This is a genomic window from Azomonas agilis (assembly GCF_007830255.1).
Lineage (GTDB): Bacteria > Pseudomonadota > Gammaproteobacteria > Pseudomonadales > Pseudomonadaceae > Azomonas > Azomonas agilis.
On record NZ_VLKG01000001.1, the window covers coordinates 351,315 to 373,206 of the forward strand.

At 52.5% G+C, this 21,892-nt stretch carries 20 protein-coding genes; 9 read left to right on the forward strand and 11 right to left on the reverse strand.

The genetic code is table 11. The features are described from left to right. Nucleotides 1-28: 28 nt before the first annotated feature. Nucleotides 29-3,925 carry a phosphoribosylformylglycinamidine synthase gene (gene purL / locus LX59_RS01580; RefSeq protein ID WP_144570077.1) on the reverse strand — a complete coding sequence of 1,299 codons (3,897 nt, stop codon included), beginning with the start codon at nucleotides 3,923-3,925 and terminating at the stop codon, nucleotides 29-31. A gap of 244 nt (nucleotides 3,926-4,169) precedes the next feature. On the opposite strand from purL, the gene LX59_RS01585 reads away from it, so the two are divergent. Beyond that, the gene (locus LX59_RS01585; protein WP_144570078.1) at nucleotides 4,170-5,189 is read left to right on the forward strand and encodes a metalloregulator ArsR/SmtB family transcription factor; all 1,020 of its coding nucleotides are present in this window, start codon (nucleotides 4,170-4,172) and stop codon (nucleotides 5,187-5,189) included. After that, entirely contained in the window at nucleotides 5,186-6,376 is a 1,191-nt protein-coding gene (metK, locus tag LX59_RS01590; RefSeq protein WP_144570079.1) for a methionine adenosyltransferase, read from the forward strand. Before LX59_RS01585 ends, metK begins: the two co-directional genes overlap by 4 nt. 63 nt (nucleotides 6,377-6,439) lie before the next feature. Here metK and LX59_RS01595 read toward each other — a convergent pair whose 3' ends face one another. The 9 genes from LX59_RS01595 to rsxA are packed head-to-tail and all read right to left on the reverse strand — an operon-like array spanning nucleotide 6,440 to nucleotide 12,989. Further along, nucleotides 6,440-6,859 (reverse strand): NifB/NifX family molybdenum-iron cluster-binding protein, encoded by a 420-nt coding sequence (locus tag LX59_RS01595; protein ID WP_144570080.1) that lies wholly within the window; start codon nucleotides 6,857-6,859, stop codon nucleotides 6,440-6,442. Next, nucleotides 6,856-7,578 carry a dinitrogenase iron-molybdenum cofactor biosynthesis protein gene (locus LX59_RS01600; protein ID WP_144570081.1) on the reverse strand — a complete coding sequence of 241 codons (723 nt, stop codon included), beginning with the start codon at nucleotides 7,576-7,578 and terminating at the stop codon, nucleotides 6,856-6,858. Before LX59_RS01600 ends, LX59_RS01595 begins: the two co-directional genes overlap by 4 nt. Nucleotides 7,579-7,595: 17 nt before the next feature. Next, nucleotides 7,596-7,856 (reverse strand): RnfH family protein, encoded by a 261-nt coding sequence (locus tag LX59_RS01605; protein ID WP_144570243.1) that lies wholly within the window; start codon nucleotides 7,854-7,856, stop codon nucleotides 7,596-7,598. A gap of 19 nt (nucleotides 7,857-7,875) precedes the next feature. Next, nucleotides 7,876-8,559, reverse strand: a complete 684-nt coding sequence (locus tag LX59_RS01610; RefSeq protein ID WP_144570082.1) for an electron transport complex subunit E — start codon at nucleotides 8,557-8,559, stop codon at nucleotides 7,876-7,878. Continuing rightward, on the reverse strand, nucleotides 8,556-9,257 hold the full coding sequence (gene rsxG / locus LX59_RS01615; protein ID WP_144570083.1) for an electron transport complex subunit RsxG: 702 nt from the start codon (nucleotides 9,255-9,257) through the stop codon (nucleotides 8,556-8,558). Before rsxG ends, LX59_RS01610 begins: the two co-directional genes overlap by 4 nt. Continuing rightward, the gene (locus LX59_RS01620) at nucleotides 9,254-10,354 is read right to left on the reverse strand and encodes an RnfABCDGE type electron transport complex subunit D (RefSeq protein WP_144570084.1); all 1,101 of its coding nucleotides are present in this window, start codon (nucleotides 10,352-10,354) and stop codon (nucleotides 9,254-9,256) included. The genes rsxG and LX59_RS01620 overlap by 4 nt, the downstream gene beginning before the upstream one ends. A 2-nt stretch (nucleotides 10,355-10,356) precedes the next feature. After that, on the reverse strand, nucleotides 10,357-11,814 hold the full coding sequence (gene rsxC, locus LX59_RS01625; RefSeq protein WP_144570085.1) for an electron transport complex subunit RsxC: 1,458 nt from the start codon (nucleotides 11,812-11,814) through the stop codon (nucleotides 10,357-10,359). 29 nt (nucleotides 11,815-11,843) lie between these two features. Continuing rightward, entirely contained in the window at nucleotides 11,844-12,368 is a 525-nt protein-coding gene (locus LX59_RS01630) for an RnfABCDGE type electron transport complex subunit B (RefSeq protein WP_144570086.1), read from the reverse strand. A 48-nt stretch (nucleotides 12,369-12,416) separates the two neighbouring features. Further along, nucleotides 12,417-12,989, reverse strand: a complete 573-nt coding sequence (rsxA, locus tag LX59_RS01635; protein WP_144570087.1) for an electron transport complex subunit RsxA — start codon at nucleotides 12,987-12,989, stop codon at nucleotides 12,417-12,419. A gap of 451 nt (nucleotides 12,990-13,440) precedes the next feature. Between rsxA and nifL the strand changes: the two genes are divergently transcribed. The 7 genes from nifL (at nucleotide 13,441) to grxD (ending at nucleotide 20,087) form a co-directional block, all read left to right on the forward strand. Further along, on the forward strand, nucleotides 13,441-15,003 hold the full coding sequence (gene nifL / locus LX59_RS01640) for a nitrogen fixation negative regulator NifL (protein ID WP_144570088.1): 1,563 nt from the start codon (nucleotides 13,441-13,443) through the stop codon (nucleotides 15,001-15,003). A gap of 20 nt (nucleotides 15,004-15,023) precedes the next feature. Continuing rightward, nucleotides 15,024-16,607, forward strand: coding sequence for a nif-specific transcriptional activator NifA (gene nifA, locus LX59_RS01645; protein ID WP_144570089.1), 1,584 nt, complete (start codon nucleotides 15,024-15,026; stop codon nucleotides 16,605-16,607). A gap of 246 nt (nucleotides 16,608-16,853) precedes the next feature. Next, complete coding sequence (gene nifB, locus LX59_RS01650) at nucleotides 16,854-18,383, forward strand: nitrogenase cofactor biosynthesis protein NifB (RefSeq protein ID WP_144570090.1); 1,530 nt, start codon at nucleotides 16,854-16,856, stop codon at nucleotides 18,381-18,383. Nucleotides 18,384-18,413: 30 nt separating this feature from the next. Continuing rightward, complete coding sequence (locus LX59_RS01655) at nucleotides 18,414-18,692, forward strand: 4Fe-4S binding protein (RefSeq protein ID WP_144570091.1); 279 nt, start codon at nucleotides 18,414-18,416, stop codon at nucleotides 18,690-18,692. A 12-nt stretch (nucleotides 18,693-18,704) separates the two neighbouring features. After that, nucleotides 18,705-19,160, forward strand: coding sequence for an ArsC/Spx/MgsR family protein (locus tag LX59_RS01660; RefSeq protein ID WP_144570092.1), 456 nt, complete (start codon nucleotides 18,705-18,707; stop codon nucleotides 19,158-19,160). 31 nt (nucleotides 19,161-19,191) lie between these two features. Beyond that, nucleotides 19,192-19,731: a nitrogen fixation protein NifQ gene (locus LX59_RS01665; RefSeq protein ID WP_246118648.1), complete on the forward strand. Its 540-nt coding sequence runs from the start codon at nucleotides 19,192-19,194 to the stop codon at nucleotides 19,729-19,731. Between the two features lie 32 nt (nucleotides 19,732-19,763). Continuing rightward, complete coding sequence (grxD, locus tag LX59_RS01670) at nucleotides 19,764-20,087, forward strand: Grx4 family monothiol glutaredoxin (protein WP_144570093.1); 324 nt, start codon at nucleotides 19,764-19,766, stop codon at nucleotides 20,085-20,087. A gap of 85 nt (nucleotides 20,088-20,172) precedes the next feature. On the opposite strand, the gene LX59_RS01675 is transcribed toward grxD, so the two are convergent. Next, the gene (locus tag LX59_RS01675) at nucleotides 20,173-21,816 is read right to left on the reverse strand and encodes a methyl-accepting chemotaxis protein (protein WP_144570094.1); all 1,644 of its coding nucleotides are present in this window, start codon (nucleotides 21,814-21,816) and stop codon (nucleotides 20,173-20,175) included. Nucleotides 21,817-21,892 lie beyond the last annotated feature (76 nt).

Below are 21,892 nucleotides of genomic sequence, written 5' to 3' on the forward strand. Positions count from 1 at the left end.
TACTGCCTACCGGCTAAACAGTTTAGACTCAGTTCACCCACACCCGTGCATTACGGAACATGCGCATCCAAGCCCCATCCTCTTGCCAGTCGTCGGGCCGCCAAGAGTTTTGTACTGCCCGGAATACACGCTCCGGGTGCGGCATCATCAGGGTTACTCGGCCATCCGGCGTGGTAAGCCCAGTGATACCCCGCGGCGAGCTGTTCGGGTTAGCTGGATAGCTTTCGGTGACTTTGCCGTAATTATCCACATAACGCAGAGCCACAGTACCGGACAAATCCGCCTCTAACAGAGCTTCTGGACTAGAAAACTCGGCATGTCCTTCCCCGTGGGCAATGGCAATCGGCATCCGCGAACCTACCATGCCGTGTAGGAAGATAGAGGCCGACTCTTGCACCTGTACCAATGCTACCCGAGCTTCAAACTGCTCAGATTTATTACGCACGAAATGCGGCCAAAGTTCACTGCCGGGGATCAACTCATGCAGGTTTGACAGCATCTGGCAGCCATTACACACCCCTAAAGCAAAGCTGTCCTTGCGCTCAAAGAAGGCACTAAAGGCATCCCGGGCACGGCTGTTAAACAGGATGGATTTGGCCCAACCTTCGCCTGCGCCCAGCACATCGCCATAAGAGAAACCACCGCAGGCTACTAAGCCTTTAAAAGTCGCCAAATCCACTCGACCGGCCAGAATATCGCTCATATGGACATCCACGGCGGCAAAACCGGCGCGGTCGAAGGCGGCGGCCATTTCCACCTGTCCGTTCACGCCCTGCTCACGCAAAATCGCCATGCGTGGACGCACACCAGTTTTGATGTAAGGCGCGGCCACATCTTCGTTGGGATTGAAGCTGAGCTTGATATGTAGACCGGGGTTATCCAGCTCCTGAATCAAAGCAAACTCTTGATCGGCGCACGCGGGGTTATCGCGCAGGCGCTGGATTTGGTGGCTGGTGGCACTCCACTCGGCCTGCAAAGCGCTGCGCTGGCCACGGAATAGCGCCTCACCACCTAAACTAAGGGTGATTTCATTGCCCACTACGGGCTCACCCAAGACGGCAATGCAATCGCTCAGGCCCACGGCCTCGAATTGCTCTTCAATGGCGGCCAGATCGCTGGCACGCACTTGCAGCACGGCTCCCAGCTCCTCGTTGAACAAGGCCGCATTGGCTTCTTCCAGCGTGCGCGCAATGCTATCCAGCCCCAGACGCAAGCCACAGTGACCGGCAAAGGCCATTTCCAGCAGCGTGGTGATCAGGCCACCATCGGAACGGTCGTGGTACGCCAGCAGCTTACCGGCGGCATTCAAAGACTGAAGGGTGATGAAGAAGGTACGCAGATCGACCGGATCATCCACATCCGGCACTTCACGGCCGATCTGGCCGTACACCTGAGCCAGAATGGAGCCGCCCATACGGTTCTGACCACGGCCCAGATCGACCAACAGCAGACGGGTTTCGCCCTTATCCAAACGCAGTTGCGGAGTCAGGGTAGCGCGGATGTCCTGCACGGGTGCAAAGCCGGACACGATCAGCGACAGGGGTGCAGTGACGCTCTTGTCTTGGCCCTGATCCTGCCAGCGGGTTTTCATGGACATGGAGTCCTTACCCACGGGAATGGTGATGCCCAGCGCCGGACACAGCTCCATACCCACGGCTTTTACGGTTTCGTACAGGCGCGCATCCTCACCGGGATGACCGGCTGCCGCCATCCAGTTAGCGGACAGACGAATATGCTCCAGACGCTCAATACGCGCCGCGGCCAAGTTGGTGATGGTTTCACCAATGGCCATACGGCCAGAAGCGGGAGCATTCAACAATGCCAGTGGGGTGCGCTCACCAACGGCCATGGCCTCGCCGGTGTAAACATCAAAGCTGGTAGCAGTGACCGCACAATCGGCTACCGGAACCTGCCACGGGCCGACCATCTGATCGCGGGCGACTAAGCCGGTAATGGAGCGGTCACCGATGGTAATCAAGAAGCTCTTACTGGCGACCGCAGGATGGTGCAGCACTCGGCTGATGGCTTCGCTGAGGTTCAGTTGAGCTGGGGTAAAATCATCGCCCTGCTCGGCTTCACGTTGCACAGAACGGTGCATGCGTGGGGGTTTGCCCAGCAGTACTTCCAGCGGTAAATCTACCGGCGCATTGCCAAAGTGACGGTCTGTAACGCTCAGGTGTGGCTCAGCAGTGGCTTCACCGACTACGGCGAAGGGGCAGCGCTCGCGCTCACAAATGGCTTTGAACTGCTCAAAATCCGCCGCATCCACCGAAAGAACGTAGCGTTCTTGGGATTCGTTGCACCAGATTTCCAGCGGGCTCATGCCCGGCTCGTCGTTGGGCACATTACGCAGCTCAAAGCGTCCGCCGCGTCCGCCGTCGTTGATCAGCTCCGGGAAGGCATTGGACAGACCGCCCGCACCCACATCGTGAATAAACTTGATGGGGTTGGCCTCGCCGAGCTGCCAGCAGCGGTCGATCACTTCTTGGCAACGGCGCTCCATTTCCGGGTTATCGCGTTGCACCGAGGCAAAGTCCAAGTCCGCCGAACTGCTGCCGGTGGCCATGGAGGAAGCCGCGCCGCCACCCAGACCAATCAACATGGCGGGGCCGCCCAGCACGATCAGCTTAGCCCCAACGGAAATCTCGGCTTTTTGCACATGCTCGGCACGGATATTCCCCATACCGCCCGCCAGCATGATGGGCTTGTGGTAGCCGCGCACTTCCGCGCCGCGGGGGCTGTCCACCGCTTGCTCAAAGGTACGGAAATAGCCAGTCAGCGCCGGACGACCAAACTCGTTGTTGAAGGCCGCGCCACCCAGCGGGCCATCAATCATGATGTCCAACGCGCTAACGATGCGCTCTGGCTTACCGTAAGGCTGTTCCCAAGGTTGTTCAAAGCCGGGAATGTTCAGATTGGACACGCTAAAGCCGGTCAAACCCGCTTTGGGCTTGGCACCGCGCCCGGTGGCACCCTCGTCACGGATTTCACCACCCGAGCCGGTGGAAGCACCAGGGAATGGCGCAATGGCGGTGGGGTGGTTGTGGGTTTCCACCTTCATCAGGATGTGTACCGGCTCTTGGGTCGCGCCGTATTCGCCACTACTCGGATCGGGGTAGAAACGACCGGCGGTAAAGCCTTCCATCACTGCGGCGTTGTCTTTATAGGCCGAGAGCACGCCTTCGTGCTGCATTTCGTAGGTATTTTTGATCATGCCGAACAGGGATTTGCTCTGGCTTTCGCCATCAATATCCCAGCTGGCGTTGAAAATCTTGTGCCGACAATGCTCGGAGTTAGCCTGTGCGAACATCATCAGTTCGATGTCGTTGGGGTTGCGGCCCAGAGTGATAAAGCTGCTGACCAGATAGTCGATCTCATCTTCAGCCAAAGCCAGCCCCAAGGCTGTGTTGGCAGCCACCAAGGCCTCACGTCCACCACCGAGCACATCCACTGAGGTCAGGGCTTTGGGTTGCGCGTGGCTGAATAGCCCTTCGGCGGCTTCCAGCGCGCTCAGAACTTGCTGAGTCATGCGATCATGCAGCAGGGTCGCTACTTGGGCGGACTCAGCGGCTGACAGGGTGCCTTGCACATAATAGGCGATCCCGCGCTCCAGACGGCGGACTTTGCTCAGGCCGCAGTTGCGGGCAATGTCGCTGGCCTTACTCGACCAAGGCGAAATAGTGCCGGTGCGCGGAACAACCAAGAATAAAGCGCCCTTGGGCTCTTGTACCGGCACGCTGGGGCCATACTTAAGCAAGCGCTCCAGCACCTGAAGCTCGCTGGCATCCAGCGCCTCCGACAGCTCGGCAAAGTGGGCAAACTCGGCATACAGCCCTTGGATGGCCGGTACCTTCTGGGTCAGTTGGGCCAGTAATTTGCCGTGACGGAAGGTCGAAAGGGCGGGAGCGCCGCGCAGAATCAGCATGGTCGGAACAGCCTCGGAGGGGAGCAGAAAAGGATTATTTTAGCCGATCATAGGCTGTAGAAGCTAAAACACTGGCGAAGGAAGCGACCTCAAAGCCTAAATTTTGAATCAAACCTTCAATCTGGGCGTAAAACACGAATTTCAGGCCCAAGGCAGGAGTATTCCTTAAAAACTGTGAGGCTATATCAACTTTTTTTGATACAGCATTGCGGCTTAGTTTTTATCCCACTAGACTCCACCACCTATGAGTCTACGCATCCCCCGAGTGTCCCATGAGCCCAGCGATATTCTGGCCAGCCTGTGCAAGGCGGCGGGCGATCCGCTGCGTTTGAATATTTTACGGGCACTCAGCAATGACTCTTTTGGGGTTTTGGAACTCACTCAGGTGTTTGCCATTGGCCAATCTGGGATGAGCCACCACCTTAAAGTCTTAGCCCAAGCAGGACTGGTGGCCACGCGTAGGGAAGGAAATGCCATTTTTTATCGTCGGGCCTTACCTAGCCCCGCTTGCCCCAGCGGAGCCTTACACAGCGTGTTATTGGATACGCTGGAAGCAGTGGAATTAGCACCCGATATTCAACAGCGTATTACAGCCGTTCACGCCCAGCGTCGAGCCGCCAGTGAGGAATTTTTCACCCGACTAGCCGGTAGTTTTCAGAAACGCCAAGATCTAATTGCAGGACTGCCCCAATACCGCGACAGCTTATTGGCGTTTTTAGAGGCGCTACAGATCCCCCATAGTGCCCATGTGTTAGAAGTAGGCCCTGGAGAAGGTCGTCTTCTCCCGGATTTAGCGGCTCGATTTGCCCAAGTAACGGCCATCGACAGCAGTTCAGCCATGCTGGAGCGAGCCCGTCAACACTGTAGGGAGCAAGGCTGTGACAACGTAGCCTTTATGTTAGGCGATGTACTCCAAGCCTCTTGCCCTCCTACGGATTGTTTAATTTTAAATATGGTACTGCACCACCTCGCAGCCCCCGGAGAAGCCCTACAGCAGTTGGCTGACCTACTCCACCCCAAAGGTAGTTTACTGATCACAGAGCTTTGCCAACATCAGCAAAGTTGGGCACGAGAAGTCTGTGGAGATCTATGGCTAGGATTTGAACAGGAAGAGCTGGCTCGTTGGGCCAGCTCAGCCGGATTAATTCCCGGTGAAACACTGTACATTGGATTAAAAAACGGTTTTCAGATCCAAATTAGGCACTTCGCCAAACCTGATCTGGAGCATCAAGGCACCACCGATACTTTAGGAATCAATCAATGAGCGAATACTCTGTTTTCACCTCTGAATCCGTTTCAGAAGGCCACCCGGACAAGATTGCCGACCAAATCTCCGATGCCGTGCTAGATGCCATCATCGCCGAAGACAAGCACGCCCGCGTAGCCTGTGAGACGATGGTTAAAACTGGGGTAGCCATTGTGTCCGGTGAAATCACCACCTCTGCGTGGATTGATTTGGAACAGTTGGTGCGCAACGTCATTGTCGATATTGGCTATGACAGCTCCAACGTGGGTTATGACGGGCATACCTGCGGCATCATCAATATCATCGGTAAGCAGTCTCCCGACATCAACCAAGGTGTGGATCGCGCTAAGCCCGAAGATCAGGGTGCCGGTGACCAAGGTTTGATGTTCGGTTATGCCAGCAACGAAACCGAGGTGCTGATGCCCGCGCCCATCACCTTTTCCCACCGTTTGGTGGAGCGTCAAGCCGAAGCGCGCAAATCCGGTTTACTGCCTTGGCTGCGTCCCGACGCTAAGTCCCAAGTCACCTGCCGCTACGAAAACGGCAAAGTCGTGGGTATCGATGCGGTGGTATTGTCCACTCAGCACAACCCAGAAATCAGCCAAGCCGACCTGCAAGAAGCGGTGATGGAGCTGATCATCAAGCACACATTGCCCGCAGAATTGCTGCACAAAGGCACTCAGTTCCACATTAACCCAACGGGCCAGTTCATCATCGGTGGCCCGGTGGGTGACTGCGGTCTGACTGGGCGTAAGATTATCGTGGACTCCTATGGCGGCATGGCCCGTCATGGTGGTGGTGCATTCTCGGGCAAAGATCCGTCTAAAGTAGACCGTTCAGCCGCTTACGCAGGCCGCTATGTGGCTAAAAATATCGTGGCGGCGGGTTTGGCCGATCGTTGCGAAATTCAAGTGTCCTATGCCATCGGCGTGGCTCAACCGACCTCTATTTCCCTGAATACCTTTGGTACGGGCCGGATTGGGGATGACAAGATCATCCAACTGGTGCGCGAGCATTTCGATCTACGCCCTTACGCTATCACCAAGATGCTGGATCTGTTGCATCCCATGTACAAAGCTACGGCGGCTTACGGTCACTTTGGCCGTCAATCTGAAGAAATCACGGTTAAGGGTGATACCTTCAATACTTTTACTTGGGAGCGTACCGATAAAGCCGATCTGCTGCGGGATGCGGCTGGGCTTTAAGCCTCAACAAAAACCCCGGCAAGCCGGGGTTTTTTTATGCTCACGCCAAAGACAGCATTACAATTAATGCGCTGTGTCTTCGTGGTCGTGGCTATGGCCTTCACCACCACAGGTATGCTCACTGTGTGGCGGGCCTTCTGGCAAGGTATCACTCAGATAGGCTTTTACCGCCACACGCGGATCTAACTCAGCCGTCGTCACTAATTGCACGCCACGCTCACCCAAACGACGGATCACTCCGTCTCCGGCGGTCATCACGATGGCTACATCAACAAAATGCAGCGGATGGCGCTCAGGATAGGTTTGGGTATGCCACAGATGCAACACGCTGGACTCTTCCAACTCCAGCGTATAAATCAGCTCAGGCTCTGGGCGCTCAGGCCAGACATCAAACACTTGCCAACGTTGTGCGCGACCGGCATGGTTTGAAATCTGACCCTCTTCCGTAACGGCCACTGCGATCAGTAGACGCTTGTCGGTCATGCCGCACCCTCTTCATCCGACAGATCAAAGCCAAAACGCTCTTCTGCTGGAACACCGAGCAGTTTAGCTAACCACGGCGGCGGAGCGTTTTCCATGCGGGATTGCAATTCGGCCATCATGTCAGCGACAGAGCCGCCATTGACCTTCTTAACCGGATGGATGCCTGCTCTCACCACCTTGGCTGCTGCCGGCCCACCAATAGACACCACATACAGGACTTGGCAGTCTTTGATTAACTCAGCGCGCCAACCGTTCTTGTCTTCTGCTGAGTGCGCATCCATGGTGGAGCGCACATCAATCAAGAAGCACTCTTTAACGCTTACTTGGTAGACCAAAAATCGCAAGCAAGAACCAAAGTGGCCGTCCAACAGCTCCCCGTTGTTAGAGGCTACGGCGACCCGAATGGAACCTTCGGGAAGCGCATCCAACTTAACAGGCTGCGGCAGACTATCTTCCCCCGTTTCGCCCCAAAGAATGCGCACCGCATCCTTTAAAGCCGACATGGGTGTATCCAGCATATCCACATCTTCTTCAGAACCGGCCAGACCGATCTTAAGATCGGTCACCGTAATGTCCTGTAGGGTTTTTTCGGTCAATGGCCCATTGATCTGTTGATGCAAAATCTCTAACAGCTCTCCCACGCTGGTGCTCGGTAGAGCTCTGGCTGCCAGCGCGATACGCAATGCCGTGTCACGGCTCATGCTTGGGGCGTTATCCATGGGCGGCCTCCTCAGGCTTAATCATCGTCGTCGTCATCATCATCCAGCACCCGAGTGATTTTTTGGTAGATTTCTACTCGGTCGCCTTCCTTCAGAGGATTATCGAGTTTTGTGAACTTACCGAATATACCCACTTTTTGCTTGGCCAGATCAATGTCTGTGCAATAGCGCAGTAATCCAGATTGCTCAATCGCTTGCTTAACGGTGCAGCCTTCTTCCACACGGCAGTTCAACAACACGGGCCGATCAGGTGAGGCATAAACTACCGAGATTTTCATAACCATTTTTCAGCCAACCTCACTGCAACACAACCAGTTCGCCGTGGGTTTTGGCGCGGCGCTCGGCAATTTTTCGATCCACAATGCGCTTTCCAGCCAGCAGAAAGCCCAATACGATGAAGGCTCCCGGCGGCAGAATAGCCAGTAAGATACCTTGGAAGTCAGGGATGATGGTCATTTCCAGCCAATGGAAGTTTTCACCCAACAGCAACGAGGCTTGGGCAAACAGGGTTCCACTCCCCAAGATTTCCCGAATACCACCGATAATGACCAAGGCTACGGTGAAACCTAAGCCCATGCCCGCACCGTCCAAAATGGAAGGAACCACGGGATTTTTGCTACTGAAAGACTCAGCACGGCCCATTACAGCGCAGTTAGTTACGATCAAGGCGATGAACAAACCCAGCACTTTATACATCTCGTGCATCCAGGCATTCATCATCATGTCGGTCAGGGTTACTACCCCTGCAATCACCCCAATCATCACGGGGTTACGCACCTCAGGCGAAATGGCGTGACGCATAGAGGCAATGATGCCGTTGGTCATCATGAGCACCATAGTCGTGGCCAAGCCCATACCTAGACCATTGGTAGCACTAGTGGTAACGGCCAGCGCAGGACATAAGGCCAGCATCTGCACAAAGGCGACGTTATAGTCCCAAAGGCCCGCAGTAAAATATTTAGACAATTTGGGATCGCTCACGGCTTAACCTCTTCAGATGTAAATCGTGCGGCCTGACGCTCTTGGAATTGCAGGGCTTGAACGACGCTTTTCACAATGGCACGGGGGGTAATGGTTGCACCGGCAAATTGATCGAAACGTCCCCCGTCTTTTTTCACGCCCCAATCTTTCATGGGCGTATTTTTCAAAGATAGGCCGTTGAATACGGTAATCCAGTCACTGCGGGTAATCTCAATCTTATCCGCTAAACCGGGGGTTTCTTTGTGGGCCAAAATCCGAGTTCCTAAGATTTCTCCTTCGGAACTTAGGGCGATCAGTTGGTCAATAGGGCCAGCGTAACCAATATTGCTCACGCGGAACACAATGGCTGTAATCTTGCCATCCTTACGTGCTGGATAGACTTCAACCTGACCTAGCTCGTTGTCTTGCACCATCATGGCATCGGTCAGAGGGTTGTTGTCGTACAGCTCCGCCGGCAATACCTGACGCAAAACCACCAAGCGATCCGCGATTTGCTCGCGCTCAATCTGGTCTTTAGTCACGACGTTACCGAGTAACAGCAAAAATGCGACCAATCCACAGATGGCACCTAAGGAACCACCTTGATATTCAACCTTAGGTCGCCACTCGTCTAAACGTGCCTTAATGCGGGCATTCAAACTTCCCGGTGCTGCAGGCTCAGTAGGGACAGCACTGTTAGGGCATGTATTCTCAGTCATACCTTATCCACCTCTTTGACTTGGCTTGTCCACTTGGCAGCTACCAAAGGTTTACCGCTGCTGTTACGACCATAAGCACGAGGCCGCCAGTAACGATCAATCAGCGGAGTCAAGGAGTTCATAAACAGAACCGCAAAGGCCACAGCTTCTGGGAAGTTGCCCCAAGTACGAATCAGATACACCAATACACCACAGCTTAAGCCGAAGATGATGCGGCCCGTGCGGCTAATCGGGGAAGTAACAGGATCGGTGGCAATGAAGAACGCGCCTAAGATCAAACCACCCGAGGCCAGATGATAGAAACCACCGGGATAAGCTTGAGGATTAACCTGCTGCGCAATCACACCCATCAGGAACACAGAACCCAGCATGGTGACTGGAATTTCCCAGTGAATGATCTTTCTCAGTACCAGCCAGATACCACCGGCTAGCAGCAAAAGCTCGGAGGTTTCCCCCATACTACCCGGCGTAGAACCAAAGAAGGCAGGCCAAAACGAGAAGCTCTGATTCAGGACTTCTTCAGCAGTACGGTTTAGGGTCATCTCGGTTTTCAGACCACCCAGAGCCGTGGCACCCACCATAGCATCCGTTAAGGGCATGCCCCCGAAGGTGATGTGCAAACCTTCAATGAAGCCAGGAGCGCCGCTGGTGAATAAGGGAGCCGGCAAAGCCCAAGTGGTCATTTGCAGCGGGAAGGCGATCAAAAGTGCCACCCGAGCCAACATGGCAGGGTTAAAGATGTTCTGACCAATGCCACCATAGAGTTGCTTGCCGATGCCAATAGCAAACAAGCTACCACCGACACCGATCCACCAAGGAGCCCAAGGCGGCAGTGAAATCGCTAATAACCAGCCGGTCAGCAATGCACTACCATCCAGCAAGCGGCTCATAGGTTGGTTCATCAGGTGCAAGCAAGCCGCTTCGATTGCAATGGCGCTGCCGCAGGTCACGATAAACAGGTTGATGGCTGGCCAACCGAATAACACTAAACCAAAAAACGTCGCTGGCGCTAAGGCCAGACATACTTGCAGCATAATACGATCGACGGATGAGCGATCATGGGCAAAAGGCCCTGCTGCAATACTCGGGGAACTCATGACTACACCTCTTGTTTCGGCTTAGCGGTCGCGGCTTTTTTAGCGGCTTTAGCAGCCGCTTTGGCGGCTTCTTCGGCAGCAACACGGGCCGCACGCGCCTCGGTCTGCTGTTTGATGTAGCTGTTTTTACGCTCGGTAGTGCGGCGCTCGTCCTGTTTGCCCTTGGCGTACTGGAAGTAATGCACTAAGGGAATATGCGCCGGACATACATAGGAACAGCAACCACAGAGGATGCAATCGCGCAGGCCGGCAGTGCTGGCCTGATCTAAGTCATCCACCCGTGCAAACAGCGCCATCTCTAAGGGAGCCAATCCCATAGGGCAAGCATCAACGCAACGAGAGCAGCGAATACAAGGCGCTACTTCTTTACGCGGCAGTTCATTTTGCTCTAAAGCCAGCAAACCGGTAGCGCCCTTAATGACAGGGATATCCAAGGAAGGAATCACACTGCCCATCATGGGGCCACCGAGCATTAACTGAGCCGGTGTGCTGGTCAAGCCGCCGCAGAACTCTATGGCTTCACGAGCTGGAGTACCAATCAGCACCTCTACGTTACTGGGGTTCTTAACGCAGGCACCGGATACGGTCATCACCCGAGAAATCAAAGGCCGACCATAACGTAATGCCTGTTGAATGGCGTACACCGTACCCACGTTATGCACCAGCACGCCCACATCGGTACTACGACCACCGGCTGGAACTTCACGGCCCGTTACTTCAAAAATCAACTGCTTCGCAGAACCCATGGGGTACAGAGCAGGAATAGCCATCACTTCAATAGCACCGTAGTGCGCACTGGCAGCCTTCATGGCCTCAATGGCTTCGGGCTTATTGTCTTCAATAGCGATCACGATGCTGTAAGCACGCAGAATGTGCTGCACTAAACGCGCACCGTCTACAATGTCAGCGGCCCGCTCACGCATGATGCGGTCATCGGTGGTCAGGTAGGGCTCGCACTCACTACCGTTGATGATCACGGTTTTGATTTCGTGCTTGGCACCCTGCTTTAGCTTCACCGCAGCCGGGAAGATCGCGCCCCCTAAACCCACTACTCCTGCCTGAGCCACACGCTCAGCCAAAACTTGGGCAGACAGGGCAAAAGGATCGGCCGGAGCGTCTAGCTCAATCCAGCGATCCTCGCCATCACTTTCCAACACAATGCCCGTCACACTCAAGCCAGAGGGATGAGGGGCTAAAATAGGGCCAATCTCTACGATGACCCCAGAGGTGGGCGCGTGAATGGGCGCAGAAACCTCAGAGGGCGAGGCCGCAAGCAACTGACCTTTGAGAACCTTGTCACCCACTTTTACCAGCGGCATAGCCTCAGCACCGGCGTGCTGGCGTAAAGGCAGATACAGCCGCTTAGGCAAGGGCAGGTAAGTAATCTCTGGATTTGCAGAAAGATCCTTACGCGCATCGGGGTGAACGCCACCTTGAATGCGGCGAACAAAATTGAACATGGTGAACTCCGGTAATGCGAGACCGCGACTTAGGCAGCTTGGGGTTTAGACCAACGCCAGTTATCCAATGAAGGGTCTTGAGCGACCAACTCGATGCAGTCCTCTGGGCATGCATCCACACACTTGCCACAGCCGGTACAGGCATCTAGCAATACGCAATGGAGTTGTCCTGTAGCCCCCACAATGGCATCGGTAGGGCAAGCCTTGTAGCAACGAGTGCAACCGATGCACTCACTAGCCTCAACGCGGGCTAACTTAGGTGCCTCCATCTCTCCGGCTTCCAAAGTCACCCCCAAAACGCTCGCCAGCTTTTCGGCCAAACCGATACCGCCGGGTGGGCAGCAGGTCACAGGCAGTGTTCCTTCCACCATGCCTACAGCCGCAGCACCACAGCCTGGAACACCACACTGACCACAGTTACCACCGGGCAGCATTTGCTCCACTTCTTTAAACAGTGGATTTCCATCAGCCACGGCAAAATAGCGCGCTGCAACCCCAAGGGCAGCACCCAACAAAACACCCATCAGTGCTAATGCCAAAGTCGCCATTATCATCTAGCACTCCTCGCTGGCCCCAAGCCAGTCATCATCAAGTTAAAACGATCAGATAAGACCGCCAAAGCCCATAAAGGCCAGAGCAAGTAGGCCTGCTGTAACGAAAGCAATGGGCGCGCCCGCAAAGACAGCAGGGACATTAGCCAGTGCTAAACGCTCCCGCAGGCCAGCGAAGATAACCATAATCAGAGAAAAGCCTAAGGCAGCACCAAAGCCAAACAAAGCAGCTTGAGCTAGGTCGTGATTTTCACGCACGCTAATCAAGGGCACACCCAATACCGCACAGTTGGTAGTAATCAAAGGCAAATAGATGCCTAACGCACGGTATAAGCTTGGGCTAAGTTTCTTAATAGCCATCTCAATAAACTGCACCATGGCAGCAATTACCAAGATATAAGCCAAAATACGGATGAACCCAATTCCTAATGGCTGTAATACATAATGCTCTAGCAGCCAACTACTGATACCACCCAAGGTCATAACCAGAGTCGTGGCAACTCCAAGACCTACTGAGGGATCTAATTTGCTAGATACCCCCATAAACGGGCAAAGCCCTAGAAAGCTAACCAGCACCACGTTGTTGACCAGCACAGTGGCGATCAAAAACAACAGGTATTCCATATAGCGCCTCACCTTATGGCTAAATTGGCTAAAAGCTTAAGGCGCCCGTCTATAGCGGGCGTACTGAGTGCTGGCTGCTGCATCAAACATGCCATGAATAATTTTGAAACAAAAATGAACAACAATACTTTCTAGATCCTGATTTACATCAATGAACCAATAAAAAAATCATCATCCATTATTTGCTACTGGACTCCGACTTGTAAGCTTTATGACAATAAGGCATTTAAGGCTTCGTTTCATTGTGGTATTTCGCACAGAAATGTAGTCTCAAAGGGTAATTTATTCGGGATTTTGTGACGGATTTGTTCAGATTGCGTTCTACCATGAGCCTCTTTCGGATATAGGGCATGCTCCTTGCAAAAACACTTAGCCTGCCCTCCCCTCGACCGCGCCTCGCGCAGGTGCGATTCGCGTTCGCTGGTTTTCCGTGGATATGACGAGGCTCAGCATGACAACTCAGGCTACCCCCGCTTCAAATAACGAATCCCCATCTTCCAGCAGAGAGAACGCGGAATTGCTACCCGAAATCTTCCGCCAAACGGTAGAGCATGCGCCTATTGCCATCTCTATTACTGACCTTAAAGCCAATATTTTGTACGTGAACCGCGCATTTTGTGCGACCACAGGCTATAAGGCGGAAGAAGTCATCGGGAAAAATGAATCCGTACTCTCCAACAGCACCACACCGCGCTTGGTCTACCAAGCCCTCTGGGGCCGTTTAGCGCAGAAAAAATCTTGGTCAGGTGTGTTGGCTAACCGCCGCAAGGACAATAGCCTATACATGGCTGAGCTTACCGTAGCCCCAGTACTGGACGACCAAGGTGAACCCGTTTGTTACCTAGGCATGCATCGCGATACCAGCGACCTGCATGAACTGGAACAGCGAGTGAACAGCCAACGTCTGATGATTGAGGCTGTAGTCAATGCCGCGCCTGCCGCTATGGTGGTCTTGGATCGCCAACACCGCGTCATGTTGTCCAACCCAAGCTTCTGCCGCCTCACCCGCGACCTAACGGCAGCCAAAGGCAATGCAGAAGACTTTGTCACCTTGCTGCGCGAAAATCTAGGCGCACCTTTTGAAGCTTTAGAGAATCAAGGTATCTCATTCAGCGCCAAAGAAATCTCCTTTGATTTTGGCGGTCGTCAATCTCGCTGGCTGTCCTGCCACGGTATGGCGATTCACATTGAGGACGAACACAGCTCTCTGCTCCCACAAAATGCCGAGCACTACCTGCTGCTGACCATCAATGACATTTCCGAGTTGCGTCAAAAGCAAGAAGACTCACGCCTGAATGCTCTAAAAGCTCTAATGGCTGAAGAAGAACTGATGGACGGTATGCGGGAAACCTTTAACGGTGCCATCCACCGCTTACAAGGCCCAGTCAACCTGATCAGTGCGGCCACCCGCATGCTAGAGCGCCGCCTAGGTGATCAGGCAGAGAACGACCCCATTTTAGCCGCCATGCGTGAAGCCAGTGCTGCCGGTTTAGATGCACTGGAAAATCTATCAGGCTCCATCCCTGTGCGCTTAGAAGAGGCTAAACTTCCGGTTAATATCAACCAGTTGATCCGTGAAGTCATATCAATGAATACCGATCAACTGCTGGCTCAGGGTATTATTGTCGACTGGCAACCGGCTCTCCGATTACCATGGGTTATGGGTGCAGAAAGCGGTCTGCGTAGCATGATCAAGCACCTGATCGATAACGCCATTGAATCCATGAGCCAAAGCCAGATCCGCCGCCGCGAACTCTTTATCAGTACGCGTGTGGAGAATGCCAAGTCAGTACGTATGGAAATCACTGACAGTGGCCCGGGAATACCGGCAGAATTGGCCGTTAAGGTGTTTGAACCCTTCTTCAGCACCAAGCCACCACACCGGGGTGCCCGAGGCATGGGACTTCCCATGGTTCAGGAAATTGTCACCAAGCACTCCGGGATGGTGCATTTTGACACCGGTTATCAGGATGGTTGCCGAGTAATTGTTGAATTGCCCTTCTCGGCTAACTGATTTCAGCGCAAGGGCCGCTCATGAATGCAACTTCCCCACACTACTCGTCCCAACCAACTCAGCTTGAGCTTTACGATAGCCAGTTACAGGCGCTGGCGAGTATTGCTCGTACGCTGTGTCGGGCGCAGCAGATAGAGGAAGTGCTGACTCAGGTATTATCCGTACTGCACCATGATTTAGATCTGCAACATGGATTGCTGTCCATCGCAGACCCCAACAATGCGGCCTTACAAATCGGTTCGGTGTATACCGACTCCGAAACCGTAGCCTTAGCCTCCGAAAATACGCGCTATCGCAGCGGCGAAGGCATCATCGGCCAAGTACTCAAACAAGGGAGTAGCATCGTACTTGGACGTATTTCGGCCGACTCCCGCTTTTTAGATCGGCTGGCATTATACGACCTAGAACTTCCTTTTATTGCGGTTCCGATCAAGGATGCAGAAGAGCGCACCATCGGCGTATTGGCCGCTCAACCGGGTCGCCCTGCGGATAACTTGCTACCGGATCGGACGCGCTTTCTGGAAACCGTAGCTAATCTGCTATCCCAAACGGTACGCCTATCGACCAATTTGGAAACCGGCCGCGAAGTCGCGGATGAGCGTGATGAGCTTCGGCGCGAAGTACGGGCAAAATACGGCTTTGAAAACATGGTGGTCGGTCACACAGCCTCCATGCGCCGCGTCTTTGACCAAATTCGTCGCGTGGCCAAATGGAACAGTACCGTATTGATCCTAGGCGAATCAGGAACAGGTAAAGAGTTGATTGCCAGTGCCATTCACTACAACTCACCGCGCTCTCACCGTCCGTTGGTGCGCCTCAACTGCGCTGCCCTACCCGAAACCCTGTTGGAATCCGAACTCTTCGGCCACGAAAAAGGGGCCTTTACGGGGGCGGTAAAACAACGCAAAGGCCGCTTTGAGCAAGCCGATGGCGGCACCCTATTTTTGGATGAAATCGGCGAGATTTCACCCATGTTCCAAGCCAAACTCTTGCGCGTACTCCAAGAGGGCGAGTTTGAACGTGTTGGTGGTAACCAAACGGTACGCGTTAATGTGCGTATTGTGGCAGCTACCAACCGCGATCTGGAAAACGAAGTAGAAAAAGGAGCCTTCCGTGAAGACCTTTACTACCGCCTCAACGTCATGGCCATTCGTGTTCCACCGCTACGGGAACGTACGGCCGATATCCCTGAATTGGCCGACTTCTTACTGAGCAAAATCTCAGCGCAACAGGGTCGCCCGTTGACCATCACCGATAGCGCTATCCGCCTGCTGATGAGTCACCGCTGGCCGGGTAACGTGCGCGAGCTGGAAAACTGTCTGGAACGCTCCGCCATCATGAGTGAAGACGGTACTATCACCCGTGATGTGATCTCCTTAACCGGATTGGATAACGACAGCCCCCCCCTAGCCATGCCAACCTCATCCCTGTCTTTACCTGAGGTAAATCTAGCCGATGAAGCGCTGGATGATCGTGAGCGAGTCATTGCCGCCTTGGAGCAAGCGGGTTGGGTAAAGGCTAAAGCAGCCCGATTATTAGGTATGACACCACGGCAAATTGCCTACCGTATTCAAACTTTGAATATCCATATGCGCAAAATCTGAGCAAATTTAGCCAAACCCGCCCCCAGATTGGGCGCATTGACTTGGCAGATAATGGCTCTGCTTTGAACAAAATACTTTATTGTTGCTAAGCAGACAGATTGCACCTAAAGCATCCCTATCCTTTGTTCATTGCACTACAAACCTGACAGGCTTCACAGTCTGAGAGGCTACTAAACTCGCCACTCTGAATAATGGCACATATTATGCTTTGGTTTTAAAAACAGAACTCTTCATCGGAGAACAACCATGGAGCTGAACGTACTGGATAAAGCAGGCAGCAACAGCACTGGCAGTTGCTCCTCCTCAGGTGGTTGTGGAGGCGGTAGCAAAGGTGATCAGCCGCCTCTAGCGCATCTTCCCGCTCACATTCGCGAGAAGGTACAAAACCACCCTTGCTACTCCGAAGATGCCCACCATTACTTCGCACGCATGCATGTGGCCGTAGCACCTGCATGTAACATCCAGTGTCACTACTGTAACCGTAAGTACGATTGTGCTAACGAATCTCGTCCTGGTGTTGTCTCCGAACTTCTAACGCCTGACCAAGCCGTCAAAAAAGTCAAAGCCGTAGCAGCCAAAATCCCACAAATGAGTGTACTGGGTATTGCGGGCCCTGGTGATCCCTTGGCTAATCCCAAGCGCACTTTTGACACCTTCCGTCAACTGAGCGAACAAGCGCCCGACATTAAGCTGTGCGTATCCACCAACGGCTTAGCTTTACCAGAATGTGTGGACGAATTGGTTAAATACAATATTGACCATGTAACCATCACGATTAACTGCGTTGACCCTGAGATCGGAGCCAAGATTTATCCTTGGATTTACTGGAACAACAAACGTATTCGTGGCGTAAAAGCAGCCAAGATCCTGATTGAGCAACAGCAAAAAGGTCTGGAAATGCTGGTCGCTCGGGGTATTTTGGTCAAAGTAAACTCGGTACTCATTCCTGGAGTTAACGACGAACACCTAAAAGAAGTCAGCCGCATCGTTAAAGAAAAAGGCGCTTTCTTACACAACGTCATGCCGTTGATTGCCGAACCTGAGCACGGTACTTTCTACGGCGTGATGGGCCAACGCAGCCCCACACAAGAAGAGCTGCAAGACCTGCAAGATGCCTGCGCTGGGGATATGGCCATGATGCGCCATTGCCGCCAATGCCGTGCTGATGCCGTTGGTATGCTGGGTGAAGATCGAGGTGATGAGTTCACCCTAGATAAAGTTGAAGAAATGGAGATTGACTACGCGGCTGCTATGGTCAAACGTGCAGCCGTCCATGCGTCAATTAAAGAAGAGCTGGAAGAAAAAGTTGCCAAGAAAGCCCGCCTAGCAGGTGTTTCTGTAGTCACCGGTACTACACAAAATGCTGAAATTGCGCGGCGTTACCGCCCCGTATTGATGGCCGTGGCTACCAGTGGCTCTGGAGTCATTAACCAACACTTTGGACACGCCCGCGAGTTTTTGGTGTATGAGGCATCCCCTGAAGGGGTACGTTTCATCGGGCATCGCCGTGTAGATCAATACTGTGTCGGCAATGACACCTGCGGTGAAAAAGAATCCGCACTGGCCGGCAGCATCAAAGCACTTAAAGGCTGTGAGGCTGTTTTATGCTCAAAAATTGGCTTTGAACCTTGGAGTGACTTGGAAAAAGCAGGCATTCAGCCCAACGGAGAGCACGCAATGGAACCCATTGAGGAAGCTGTCATGGCGGTGTACCGCGAAATGATCGCTTCCGGACAATTGGACGAAGAAGAAGCACTCTGCCAAGCCAATGCTTGAATCATTTAGGCCTTTACCGGGAGCTGCATTATGGCATTAGAAATTGTGGAGTCCTGCGTTAACTGTTGGGCCTGCGTTGATGTCTGCCCTGTTCAAGCGATTTACCAAGGCAGCACATTTTTTGAGATTGATGCACACAAGTGTACAGAGTGCCAGGGAGACTATGCTCATCCACAATGTGCCAGCATCTGTCCCGTAGAAGGGGCTATTCTATTAGCTGATGGTCAACCCGCTAACCCACCAGGCTCACTCACCGGTATTCCGCCGGAGCGTCTGGCCGAGGCTATGCGTGAGATCCAAGCTCGCTGAGGAGTTCAGCCCATGTCCTGCATCGTCTTTTACGAAAAACCAGGCTGTGCCACCAACCGCTTACAAAAACAGTTGTTGCGTGCCACAGGCCTTGAGCTAGATGTCCGGGACTTACTCAACGAGCATTGGACGGAAGAGATGTTGCGGCCTTTTTTCGCCGATAAACCGGTAGCTGAATGGTTTAACCAATCAGCTCCCGCCATTAAATACGGCGAACTTGACCCACATAGCTTAACTGCCGAGCAAGCTTTAACACTGATGATCAAAAACCCTGCCTTAATTCGTCGCCCTCTCATCCGGTATGGCACACATTTTATGGCAGGTTTTGACTTAGCTACCTTAAGCCGTGAATTACCCTGTAAAGGGCGTTTCACTCCTCCTGATACAGCGGCTCTTACGCCCATCAATGGCTGTGCAGTCGGAGAGCGAACCCACCAAGGATGTAAACCTACACCCGGGTGTCATTAAACACAGCAAGCCCTAACAGTTGATGCTATCCATGCCATCCCAAAACACCCTAGATAATCGGCGCTGGCTCAAACGGATCTTTCAAGCACAGCGTCTAGGAAACACCTGTCTGCCTGACCACCTTGGCTTGGATCAGTCTAGCTATCAGCGCCTTTCGCAACAGTTAAACATTGATCCCCCCTCTACAAATCCCTTGCATCAAGAACGTAATCTGCTACGAGAAGACCTTTTACAACTACGCCAGGATGAATGGCAGCAACTACAGGATTTGTTACTCGCGTATTTGGCAGGAAAAGACCCAGAAAACGAACAAGCCTTAGCCCGTGTTATTACAGCGGCTTGTCTTGGTACCGACCACTTATGGCGCGATCTTGGATTGGAATCACGGCAAATGCTACGTGATTTATTAGAATGCAACGTGCCAGAACTAGTGCGTAAAAATACACAAAATATGCGCTGGAAACGTTTTTTTTATAAACAGCTTTGCGAGCAAGAGGGTAGTTATGTATGCCGCTCCCCTACATGCGAACAATGCACTAGTTACAATGAATGCTTCGGAGACGAACACTAGCCGTTTGCTCCACCACTTAAAGGCACCTAAAGATGCAAGCTCAGGACACAGCAACGCGAATTCGCCGCCAAATCGAAGAAAACCCGATCATCCTCTATATGAAGGGTACTCCTGATAATCCAGAGTGTGGTTTTTCACGGGCCGTTGTCGCGATACTCAAGCAACATCAAAAGCCCTTTGCTTTTGTGAATGTACTAGCTGCACCACACATTCGTGAAAAACTGCCACAAATATCGAATTGGCCTACCTATCCCCAATTATTCATCAAGGGTGAACTCATTGGCGGATGCGACATTGTGCAAGGCATGCACGCTGATGGTACCTTGAAACCCTTACTGGATCAGGTCACCGAGTAACACTCTAAAATCTCTCCCCCTTGTCAGCGCCTAGTGATCTTCCTTCACCTTAATGGATAATCGCTAGAGCGCTGATTTTTTTTAATTAAACCTGAAACCGCTGCATCAACTGACTCAAGTCTTTAGATAAGTCGGATACTCGCTGGCTGGCTTGCGTACTACGTCCAGAAGTTTGAGCCATCTCATCAGATAGGCTGCGAATTTCATCCATAGTACGCGCAATATTTTCCGTAACCTGCGTTTGTTGCTCACAGGCTGTCGCAATTTGGGCGGCAATGTCATTGATTTGATTAATTGCTTGTCCTGTAACAGCTAAGGCCTCGTCAACACTCGCTGCCTGAGTAACACTTTCTTTAGCTTTTTGGCTGCTGGAATACATCGCTTTTACGGTTTCCTGAACACCCAATTGCAAACGCTCGATCATGTTTTGGATGTCCTTAGTCGAATTTTGGGTTCGAGCAGCCAAAGCCCGAACCTCATCAGCGACCACCGCAAAACCACGTCCTTGCTCTCCGGCACGCGCCGCTTCAATAGCCGCATTTAACGCCAACAAGTTGGTCTGATCTGCAATTTCTTTAATCACATTAAGCACAGCCCCAATATTAGTCGTCTCTTTTTCTAGGGCTGCGATACTGGTTGAAGCATATTCAACATCAGTGGCAAGTCGGCGAATGGTTTGAATACTGTCATTAATCACTTGCGTACCAGCCTGTGAACGAAGCTGTGCATGATGAGCTGCATCTGCTGCATGTTGAGCATTACGAGCAACCTCATGTACCGCCGCCGTCATCTGGTTAACGGCAGTACTGACTTGATCCATAGCTAAGTGCTCGTTATGAATCAATTGGTCATTATTCGTGGCCATACTCGCCAAATCTTTTGCCGATAGAGTCACTTGCTGCGTAACCTGCCCCACTTGCTGTATCAAAGGCTGCAACTTGTCTAAAAAACGGTTGAATGCACGTCCTAAGCGCCCTAATTCATCACGGGATGAAACCTCTAAACGCTCCCGCAAATCTCCATTGCCATCGGCTATTTGCTCAATGCGCCAAAGCAGAGTATTCAGAGGGCGCGTCACCAATATTGGAAATACGACAATCAGGCCAATGCATAGGATGATACCTGTAGACAGTATCAGGCCTTGCTGCCACTGTTGCTTTGCTCCAGTACGAGCACTTTGGGTAGTTTCTAGCTCAACCTTGGCCTCAACTAAATCCTCCAAGGTATCAATGGTTCCGCGCAATGCACTAAAGAGCGCATTACTTTCCTGTGCGTAACTTAAACGTGCAGCAGCAGTGATATCGCGACTGGCTAAATCGACAATGCGCTCTGTATTTTCTTTCCATTGCTGAAAGTAACGCTCAAACTCGTCTAACTTTTGTCGCTCCTCCTGAGACTTAGTACCTAAAGAAGCATACTGCCGTACACGGTCTTGTACTTGTTGAATGTTCTCGACATGATTTTTTTGTAAAGCTTGTAGCTGCGTACCACGCACATTTTCATGTGCCAAAGCACGCTCTGCAACCAAGGCCTGATACAAGTCTCGATCTGCATTCAACAATAAGCCTACAGAAGGTACATAAACTTGGCTTAAACGAGCATTCGCTTCTACTAATTGTCCGATAGAGTACATGCCCAAACTCCCCATGAGCGCCAGCAACATGGCAAGGAGCAGGATGGGCAACGCCAACTTCCAACGAAAATCTAAGTCGAAAAATACCTTTAACATAATTCTCTGCGCTATCAATCACCTGATCCTAAGTAATTAAGATAGATCAGTTTTACTAACATGCAGAGAATACGTA

What these genes read in the sequence shown, in the direction of transcription:
- LX59_RS01665 (WP_246118648.1), top strand. Translation starts at nt 19,192, where the DNA reads ATGCCATCCCAAAACACCCTAGATAATCGGCGCTGGCTCAAACGGATC.
- nifL (WP_144570088.1), top strand. Translation starts at nt 13,441, where the DNA reads ATGACAACTCAGGCTACCCCCGCTTCAAATAACGAATCCCCATCTTCC.
- LX59_RS01600 (WP_144570081.1), bottom strand. Translation starts at nt 7,578, where the DNA reads ATGGATAACGCCCCAAGCATGAGCCGTGACACGGCATTGCGTATCGCG.
- purL (WP_144570077.1), bottom strand. Translation starts at nt 3,925, where the DNA reads ATGCTGATTCTGCGCGGCGCTCCCGCCCTTTCGACCTTCCGTCACGGC.
- nifA (WP_144570089.1), top strand. Translation starts at nt 15,024, where the DNA reads ATGAATGCAACTTCCCCACACTACTCGTCCCAACCAACTCAGCTTGAG.
- nifB (WP_144570090.1), top strand. Translation starts at nt 16,854, where the DNA reads ATGGAGCTGAACGTACTGGATAAAGCAGGCAGCAACAGCACTGGCAGT.
- LX59_RS01655 (WP_144570091.1), top strand. Translation starts at nt 18,414, where the DNA reads ATGGCATTAGAAATTGTGGAGTCCTGCGTTAACTGTTGGGCCTGCGTT.
- rsxG (WP_144570083.1), bottom strand. Translation starts at nt 9,257, where the DNA reads ATGACTGAGAATACATGCCCTAACAGTGCTGTCCCTACTGAGCCTGCA.
- LX59_RS01585 (WP_144570078.1), top strand. Translation starts at nt 4,170, where the DNA reads ATGAGTCTACGCATCCCCCGAGTGTCCCATGAGCCCAGCGATATTCTG.
- metK (WP_144570079.1), top strand. Translation starts at nt 5,186, where the DNA reads ATGAGCGAATACTCTGTTTTCACCTCTGAATCCGTTTCAGAAGGCCAC.
- rsxC (WP_144570085.1), bottom strand. Translation starts at nt 11,814, where the DNA reads ATGTTCAATTTTGTTCGCCGCATTCAAGGTGGCGTTCACCCCGATGCG.
- LX59_RS01595 (WP_144570080.1), bottom strand. Translation starts at nt 6,859, where the DNA reads ATGACCGACAAGCGTCTACTGATCGCAGTGGCCGTTACGGAAGAGGGT.
- rsxA (WP_144570087.1), bottom strand. Translation starts at nt 12,989, where the DNA reads ATGGAATACCTGTTGTTTTTGATCGCCACTGTGCTGGTCAACAACGTG.
- LX59_RS01660 (WP_144570092.1), top strand. Translation starts at nt 18,705, where the DNA reads ATGTCCTGCATCGTCTTTTACGAAAAACCAGGCTGTGCCACCAACCGC.
- LX59_RS01620 (WP_144570084.1), bottom strand. Translation starts at nt 10,354, where the DNA reads ATGAGTTCCCCGAGTATTGCAGCAGGGCCTTTTGCCCATGATCGCTCA.
- LX59_RS01675 (WP_144570094.1), bottom strand. Translation starts at nt 21,816, where the DNA reads ATGTTAAAGGTATTTTTCGACTTAGATTTTCGTTGGAAGTTGGCGTTG.
- grxD (WP_144570093.1), top strand. Translation starts at nt 19,764, where the DNA reads ATGCAAGCTCAGGACACAGCAACGCGAATTCGCCGCCAAATCGAAGAA.
- LX59_RS01605 (WP_144570243.1), bottom strand. Translation starts at nt 7,856, where the DNA reads ATGAAAATCTCGGTAGTTTATGCCTCACCTGATCGGCCCGTGTTGTTG.
- LX59_RS01630 (WP_144570086.1), bottom strand. Translation starts at nt 12,368, where the DNA reads ATGATAATGGCGACTTTGGCATTAGCACTGATGGGTGTTTTGTTGGGT.